We start from the raw sequence: 7,671 nt of genomic DNA, 5'->3' as shown, positions 1-7,671 counted from the left end.
GCCCGGTCCTGCAGGGCGCCGTGCACGCCGTTCCGCCATGTGAGCCGCGGCAGACGACGCCCGCGACCTTTGGCCCCAGACGCATCGCGCTCGTCGTGCTCGGATTCATGCCACATCGGGTCCATTCTGACAGGCCCACCGCACTTAGTGACGGCTGTTGCAGAAGTTAATGATTGTCGTTGGCCGATCACACCCGCGTAGGGTTCTAGGCCGTGATCGACCTGAAGCTGCTCCGGGACAATCCCGATGCCGTGCGCGAGTCCCAGAAGAAGAGGGGCGAGGACCCGACGCTGGTCGACGCGCTGCTGGCGGCCGACACCGCTCGCCGGGCCGCGATCTCGGCGGCGGACTCACTGCGCGGCGACCAGAAGGTTGTCAGCAGAGAGGTGGGCAAGGCGTCGGCCGACCAACGTCCGAAGCTGTTGGACCAGGCACGCGATTTGGCCGACGAGGTCAAAGCTGCTGAGGCGCAACAGGCCGAGGCCGAAGCGGCGTTCGGCGCCGCACACCTGGCGATCTCGAACGTGATCATCGACGGCGTGCCCGGCGGCGGTGAGGACGACTACGCCGTTCTCGACGTCGTCGGTGAACCCACCGCGATCGACAACTCCAAAGACCACCTAGAGCTCGGCGAGGCGCTCGGCCTGCTGGACATGGAACGCGGCGCAAAGGTGTCCGGTTCGCGGTTCTACTTCCTGACCGGCCAGGGGGCGTTGCTGCAGCTGGGGTTGCTACAGATGGCGATCCGGCTGGCCGCCGACAACGGTTTCGTCCCGATCATCCCGCCGGTGCTGGTGCGGCCGGAAGTGATGTCGGGGACCGGATTCCTCGGCGCACACGCCGACGAGATCTACCGGGTGGAGGCCGACGACCTGTACCTGGTCGGCACCTCGGAGGTTCCGCTGGCCGGCTACCACGCCGACGAGATCATCGATCTTTCCGGCGGACCGCTGCGCTATGCCGGCTGGTCATCCTGCTTTCGCCGCGAGGCGGGCAGCTACGGCAAAGACACCCGCGGAATCATTCGCGTGCACCAGTTCGACAAGGTCGAGGCGTTCGTCTACTGCAACCCCGCCGACGCCGAGGCCGAGCATCAGCGGCTACTGGGCTGGCAGCGCGAGATGCTAGCCCGCATCGAGGTGCCTTATCGCGTAATCGACGTCGCCGCGGGCGATCTCGGCTCGTCGGCGGCCCGCAAGTTCGACTGCGAGGCGTGGGTGCCTACCCAGCAGGCCTACCGCGAGCTGACCTCGACGTCGAACTGCACCACCTTCCAGGCCCGCCGACTGGCCACCCGCTACCGCGATCCCAACGGCAAACCACAGATCGCCGCGACGCTGAACGGCACGCTGGCCACCACCCGCTGGCTTGTCGCCATCCTGGAGAACCACCAGCGACCCGACGGAAGTGTGCGGGTTCCGGCGGCGCTGGTGCCTTTCGTCGGTACCGAGGTGCTGGAGCCGGTCTAATCACTTTGCCGCCGTCGGGGCAGCAAAGCTCGGTGAGCGCTCTCGTCGCTGCTCTATCCTTTTCTGACCGTCGTCCAGAGTTGAGGCGAGGGGCAAGCGCGCCGGAGGGCTGTGGGGGCGGGATGGATTGGGTCGGCCAGTGGTGGCGTCAGCCCGATCACTACGACGGGCTGAGTGCACACCTGCAGGCCCGGGGCATGGACACCATCACCCGAATGACCATCGCGTTTATCGCCAGCGGTTTGGCCGTGGTTTCGCTGGGCACTGTCTTCACTCCCACTGGTCCGAAGAGCTTGTGGCAGTTGACGTGCGCGCTGGCCGCGAGCGTCGGCGCCGCGTGCGCCGCGCTGCTGTGGGCCGCGCGCTGGCCGAGCCGGACCACGGCGATTCGCTTCGCCCTGGTGTCCAACGCGAGCATCGCCATGACCGCGCTGGCTCAGCACAGCCCTCTGGTCGCCATTCTGGCCTGCACCACGTTCGCGACCATGGCCAGTTACATCGCGGTGTTCCACACGGCGCCGTTGATGGCGTATAACTTCGCGGTGGCCAGCGCCATCGGCGCCTTCGAAGGAATGCGGTTCGCGGAGCGGGCCAACGTCATGGCCGCCGTGTGCGCGTACGCGGTGCTACTGCTGCTCAATTTGGCGGTGCCGTTCGGCATCCAGGTCGTCGTACACGTGCTCGGCGCCGACGCCGTGCACGCCGAACGCGACCAACTGACTGGTCTGTTCACCCGGCGGGCGTTTCACCGGCGCGCCAAGGCTTGTCTGGAGAAGGGCGTCAAGCAGCAGGCTTTCGTCGTCATCACGGTGATCGACCTGGACCGCTTCAAGCAACTCAACGACAGCTACGGACACAGCACCGGCGACGATGCGCTGATCTCGGTGTCACGGGCGCTGCGCGACACAAATGAGGACACCGCCGTTATCTGCCGTTCCGGCGGCGAAGAGTTCGTCATCGCCGACATCTGGCACCCCGATGACGTCAGCAGCAGAGCCCAGCGCCTGTGCGATGTCATCGCCGCGCTTCCGTTCGGCATCACCGCCAGCATCGGTACGGCCGGTATCCACCCCGCCTACCGGACCGGCAACATCGGCGACCTACTGATCGAGTTGATCGCGGCCGCCGACGCCGCGATGTATGCCGCCAAACGGCGCGGCGGAAACCAGGCCGCCCACCACGACTGGCCCCCGCCGCCGCTGTCCAGCGTCACCGAGGACGAAACCGACTGCCAGGACGGCGTAAGCGCCTAGGTGATCGGCGCCGGCACCGGCGATTGCGCATGCCGGCGCTGCCGTTCCATCGTCGCGAAGTAGAACGCGAACGGGAAGGCGAAGCTGGTGAAGAAGCTCGAGAGGAAGAACAGCCACGGGCGCCGCAGGCCACGCCGGTAGCCGTCGATGATGGTAAACACCGGCATCAGAATGACATTCGCGATCATGTAGTCCTGGTTACCGGAGCCGCAAGCCGGGGTGGCGAACTGCCCCTTGATGAATTCCGGATAGCTGGCCGGACCCGAGACCAGGTTGCCCTGCCCGTGGGCGGCCATGACGAAGTGGATGTTGAAGTAGTAGCCCAGCACTATCGACGCGATGCCGGCGACGTAGTACACGCATTCCAGTGTCGAGAGCCACGGCCCATTAGCGGGCCTGGCGTAGACATTTCGGTTCGAGGCGATGATCGCGGCGATACAGCCGAGGCCGAGCAGGAAGTGACCGATGATCGAGACCATGGCCGCAGTCTCACCCGCACGCCGAAGTTTTGTCAATATTGACATAACGCGATCTGCGGTAATTTACAGGCATGATCCGGCCGGCGCAGACGGCGCGTAGCGAGCGCACGCGTGAAGCGCTGCGTCAGGCGGCGATGGTGCGGTTTCTGGCCCAGGGCGTCGAGGACACCTCGGCCGAACAGATCGCGGCGGACGCCGGGGTGTCGTTGCGGACGTTCTACCGGCACTTCTCCTCCAAGCACGATCTGCTGTTTGCCGACTACACCGGATTGAACTGGTTTCGCGCGGCGCTGGACGACCGGCCGGCCAGCGAATCGATCATCGACTCGGTGCAGGCAGCGATCTTCGCCTTCCCGTATGACGTTGACGCCGTGGGGAAAATCGCCGCCCTGCGCGACGACGAAATCGATCCCGGGCGCATCGTTCGCCATATCCAGGATGTGCAGGCCGACTTCGCCGGCGCCATCGCGACGCAGTTGCAGCGCCGTGGCTGTGCGGGCGATCCGTCGCCGGACGACCGGCTGCGCTTCGCGGTGACCGCGCGTTGCATCGCGGCTGCTGTCTTCGGCGCGATGGAGGTCTGGATGCTCGGCGATCACCGATCGTTGGGCGAGCTGGCCCGGGTCTGCCACGTCGCTCTGGAGACGCTGCGAGCTGGTATCTCCGAAGCGTGGACGGACCAAGTTTCGTCATAATTGACAAAACTTGGCATCCGTGTCAGCCTGCGCTGATGACCGACTACGACGCGATCGTGATTGGCGCCGGGCACAACGGTTTAGCCGCCGCGGTGCTGCTGCAGAAGGCGGGACTGCGGACGTTGTGTCTGGAATCGAAGCTGTACGCAGGCGGCATGGCGTCCACTGTGGAGTTGTTCGACGGCTATCACTTTGAGATCGCCGGATCGGTGCAGTTCCCCACCGCGCCGGTGGTCCGTGAGGCGCTCGGCCTGGACACGTTGCCGACCATCGACCTGGACGTCATGTCGGTTGCGCTGCGCGGCGTCGGTGACGATCCGATGGTCCAGTACAGCGACCCGATCAAGTTGTTCACCCACCTCAACGAGGTGCACGGGGCGGACGCGGTGAACGGGATGGCAGGGCTGATGGGCTGGGCGCAGGCGCCGACCCGGGCGCTGGGCCGGTTCGAGGCCGGCGCGCCACCCAAGACAATCGACGAGATGTATGCCTGTGCCACAAACGAATTCGAACGCTCGGCGATCGACGACATGCTGTTCGGATCGGTCACCGACGTGCTGGACCGCTACCTTCCGGACCGCGAGAAGCACGGCGCGCTGCGCGGCTCGATGACCGTGCTGGCCGTCAACACCCTTTACCGCGGGCCGGCCACGCCGGGCAGCGCGGCCGCCCTGGCCTTCGGGCTGGGCGTTCCCGACGGCGACACGATGCAGATGAAGAAGCTGCGCGGCGGCATCGGCGCGCTCACCGCGCATCTGGTCGAGGTGCTCGAACGCGAGGGCGGCGAGCTTCGGCTGCGCACCAAGGTGACCGAGGTGCTGGTTGACGACGGCCATGTCGGGGGGGTGCGCACCGAGGCGGGTGACACCGTGACCGCGCCGATCGTCGTCTCCGCGGTCGCGCCCGACCTGACCATCAACGAACTCCTCGATCCCGCGGCGCTACCCGCCGATATCCGCGAACGCTATGCCCGGATCGACCACCGCGGCAGCTACATCCAGATGCACTTCGCGCTGGACGAGGCTCCCGTGTTCGCCGCTCCCTACGAGGCGCTCAACGACCCGAGCATGCAGGCGTCGATCGGTATCTTCAGCACGCCCGAGGAAGTTCAGCAGCAGTGGGAGGACTGCCGGCGCGGGATCGTGCCCGCCGACCCGACGGTCGTCTTCCAGGTCCCCTCGCAGAACGATCCCGATCTCGCGCCCCAGGGCAAGCACGCCGCATCGGCGTTCGCGCTGTGGTTCCCGATCGAGGGCGACGTGGACTACGGTGCGGCCAAGATAGAGATGGGTCAGCGGGTGATCGACAAGATCACCCGGCTGGCGCCCAACTTCGAGCGCAGCATCAGCCGGCACACCACATTCACGCCCAAGCACATGGGAGTGATGTTCGGTGCGCCCGGCGGCGACTACTGCCACGGCCTGTTCCACGCTCAGCAGGTCGGACCCAACCGGCCCGGGCCGAAAGGCTTTCTCGGACAGCCGATTCCGGTAGAGGGGTTGTATCTGGCCAGCACCGGATGCCATGGCGGACCGGGGATCACGTTCATCCCGGGATACAACGCGGCCCGTGCTGCGCTGTCCGACGCCGGGCGCTAGCCCTGCTCGTCGAGTAGCCGATCCAGCAGCGCGGTGAACTCGTCGGGGTGTGCCGGGGTGAATGCGGGGCTGGGCCGGGTCCCCGGCACGTCGAGGGTGATCAGGGTCGCGCGTAACGGCCGCCGGATGTCGAGAGGCAGCCAGCGGCGCAGATCTGAACTGCCCCAGATGCGGAACCGGTGCATCATCAGGCCCAGCGGCTCGGCCTTGTAGCCGCGGATACCCTGCAGCGCAATGATCTTCGAGGTGCCGGACGGGAAGTGGTAGCGACGCAGCGTGATCGCCTCGCGGTCCAATTGAACGAGACCGTCATCGTAGGAGCCGTAGGAGCCGGTGGCGGTCATGCGCGCGAACTCCGCAGCTGGTGACCGCGCGCGGTCAGGCAGCGGCCGGTTTCCAGGTTCCACTGCCAGCCGTGCAGGTTGCAGGTCAGCGTATTGCCCCCTACCACACCGAATTTGGATAGGTCAGCCTTCAAGTGTGGGCACCGCCGCTGAATGTCCCAGCCGTCCATGATGATTGATGCGGCGTCGTCGTGTGTTTCGGCGAACCATCCGTCGGCATAAGCGATCCGCTCGTCGGTCAGGCATTTGAAGAATGTGTACAGATACTCGTTGTAGCCGCCGACCCGCCATGCCCTGAACCGGGTGGACAAGAAAATGGTGTTGACCCAGTCCGGCTCGTCGTCGCGCAGCACGGTACGCACCAATTCGGCTGGGACGGCGAACCCGTAGCGGAATTTCTCGGACGCGATCGCTTCCCGAACAGTGCGTTTGGGAAAGTCGAGCACTACCTGCGCAGAGCCCATCACGAGTTCGACCGGGTAGCCGATGCCGTCGCAGATCTCGTCGCTGGCCAGCATGATCGGCTCGAACTTCGCGCGCAGCGGCTCGAGTAGCGATTCGCCGGCGGCGGGCTCCCAGCCGGCTTTCTCCGCCGCCAGCACGGGCTCCATCCGGGCGGCGTAGTCGGCGATGTAGTCCGCCTTGCCAGTGGTGAAGATGGCCTCGACTTGGTCGGTGGGCAGCGGATGCCGATGCGAATCAAGTTGTGACCCAGAGAATTCGGCGGCCGACCCGGGCATCATCAGCAGCCCCCGGTCGTGGCCATTGCTGTGCATCTGGTCGAGGAACACCATCTGGTCGGGAAAGATGTTGGCCGGATCGCCATGGTCGTCGTTCAGGTCGCGCAGCTCAGGATCCAGGAAACACGGCGGGCCGGCCGACGGCACCACCCACGTGGCGCCGACCTGTGCGATGTACTGGCGGGCCCGGTCCATCTGGCGTTGCCGCTTCTGGATGCCGAACGTCTCCTTGGCCCGCTCGGGCATGTCGTAGACCATCGGGTACCAGATCGCGCCGGAGTACTGCAGCATGTGCACGTCGATGTGACCGAAGGCGTCCGTCAGCACGTCCAGGTCGACCGGTCGGGCGTCGTTCATGTTGAACGCGGTGGTGGTGCCGTCGCTGACCACCAGCGCCGAGTCGCCGATCGGGCCGTCGGCCGGTGCGCGCAGCGCGATGATCATGATGTCCAGCTCGCCTTTAGGCCCGCTGAGCCGGTGTTTCACCGAATCGGTGGTCTCGAAGAAGTGGTGGAAGCCCAGCATCTGCAGCGCATTTTTCAAATCCGGCACCGGATAGTCCGGCAGCAGCACGGTGGCGTCCTTGCTCACGTGCTCAGTCAGGAGCTTGGCGTCGAAGTGGTCCTTGTGCAGGTGTGAGACGTACAGATAGTCGCAGTCACCCAGTCCGTCCCAGTCCAGCCCGCTGTTGTCCGGGAAGGGAAACCAGGAGGCGAAGTACGCCGGGTTGACCCAGGGGTCACACAGAATGCTGCCCGCCGCAGTATCGATCCGAAAGCCGGCATGACCGATGCTTGTGACCTGCACTGAAACCCTTTAACAACTAGTTGCGCGACGTTCGCTTGCCGTCCCGAGCTTAGCGGGAGCGCCGGCATCGCCCGACCCGCTAGAGCCGCCCGGCCGGGAACACTAGGCTTGACGACCGTGGAACCGGTATACGGAACGGTCATCGCGCTCGTACGGACTGTGTGGCGGGTGCAGGGTTTGCGTTTCACGGTCATCGGGCAGGAGAACATCCCCGCCGCCGGCGGCGCCGTCATCGCCATCAACCACACCGGCTACATGGACTTCACCCTGGCCGGGTTGCCGGCCT

8 protein-coding genes are annotated in these 7,671 nt (G+C 65.8%); 5 read left to right on the top strand and 3 right to left on the bottom strand.

Features of this window, described 5'->3' with window-relative positions:
- Positions 1–212: 212 nt before the first annotated feature.
- Together serS and WAO18_RS02300 are read left to right on the top strand one after the other, a co-directional pair.
- Entirely contained in the window at positions 213–1,469 is a 1,257-nt protein-coding gene (serS, locus tag WAO18_RS02305) for a serine--tRNA ligase (RefSeq protein ID WP_422203533.1), read from the top strand.
- A 122-nt stretch (positions 1,470–1,591) separates the two neighbouring features.
- Positions 1,592–2,722: a diguanylate cyclase domain-containing protein gene (locus WAO18_RS02300; RefSeq protein ID WP_422203532.1), complete on the top strand. Its 1,131-nt coding sequence runs from the start codon at positions 1,592–1,594 to the stop codon at positions 2,720–2,722.
- On the opposite strand, the gene WAO18_RS02295 is transcribed toward WAO18_RS02300, so the two are convergent.
- Complete coding sequence (locus tag WAO18_RS02295) at positions 2,719–3,201, bottom strand: DUF2834 domain-containing protein (RefSeq protein ID WP_422203530.1); 483 nt, start codon at positions 3,199–3,201, stop codon at positions 2,719–2,721. The genes WAO18_RS02300 and WAO18_RS02295 overlap by 4 nt on opposite strands.
- Positions 3,202–3,272: 71 nt before the next feature.
- On the opposite strand from WAO18_RS02295, the gene WAO18_RS02290 reads away from it, so the two are divergent.
- Entirely contained in the window at positions 3,273–3,896 is a 624-nt protein-coding gene (locus WAO18_RS02290; protein ID WP_422203528.1) for a TetR/AcrR family transcriptional regulator, read from the top strand.
- Between the two features lie 35 nt (positions 3,897–3,931).
- The gene (locus tag WAO18_RS02285) at positions 3,932–5,494 is read left to right on the top strand and encodes a phytoene desaturase family protein (protein ID WP_422203526.1); all 1,563 of its coding nucleotides are present in this window, start codon (positions 3,932–3,934) and stop codon (positions 5,492–5,494) included.
- On the opposite strand, the gene WAO18_RS02280 is transcribed toward WAO18_RS02285, so the two are convergent.
- A complete protein-coding gene (locus tag WAO18_RS02280) occupies positions 5,491–5,838 on the bottom strand; it encodes a hypothetical protein (RefSeq protein WP_422203524.1) in 348 nt (115 codons plus the stop codon). The genes WAO18_RS02285 and WAO18_RS02280 overlap by 4 nt on opposite strands.
- A complete protein-coding gene (locus WAO18_RS02275) occupies positions 5,835–7,385 on the bottom strand; it encodes a Rieske 2Fe-2S domain-containing protein (RefSeq protein ID WP_422203522.1) in 1,551 nt (516 codons plus the stop codon). Before WAO18_RS02275 ends, WAO18_RS02280 begins: the two co-directional genes overlap by 4 nt.
- Before the next feature lie 117 nt (positions 7,386–7,502).
- On the opposite strand from WAO18_RS02275, the gene WAO18_RS02270 reads away from it, so the two are divergent.
- Positions 7,503–7,671: 1-acyl-sn-glycerol-3-phosphate acyltransferase (locus tag WAO18_RS02270; protein WP_422203535.1), on the top strand; the 169-nt coding region annotated here is incomplete at its 3' end.

The organism is Mycobacterium sp., from assembly GCF_049278535.1.
Taxonomy (GTDB): Bacteria; Actinomycetota; Actinomycetes; order Mycobacteriales; family Mycobacteriaceae; genus Mycobacterium.
The sequence above is the reverse complement of the archived record's forward strand: the minus strand, read 5'-3'. Positions and strand labels throughout refer to the sequence as shown.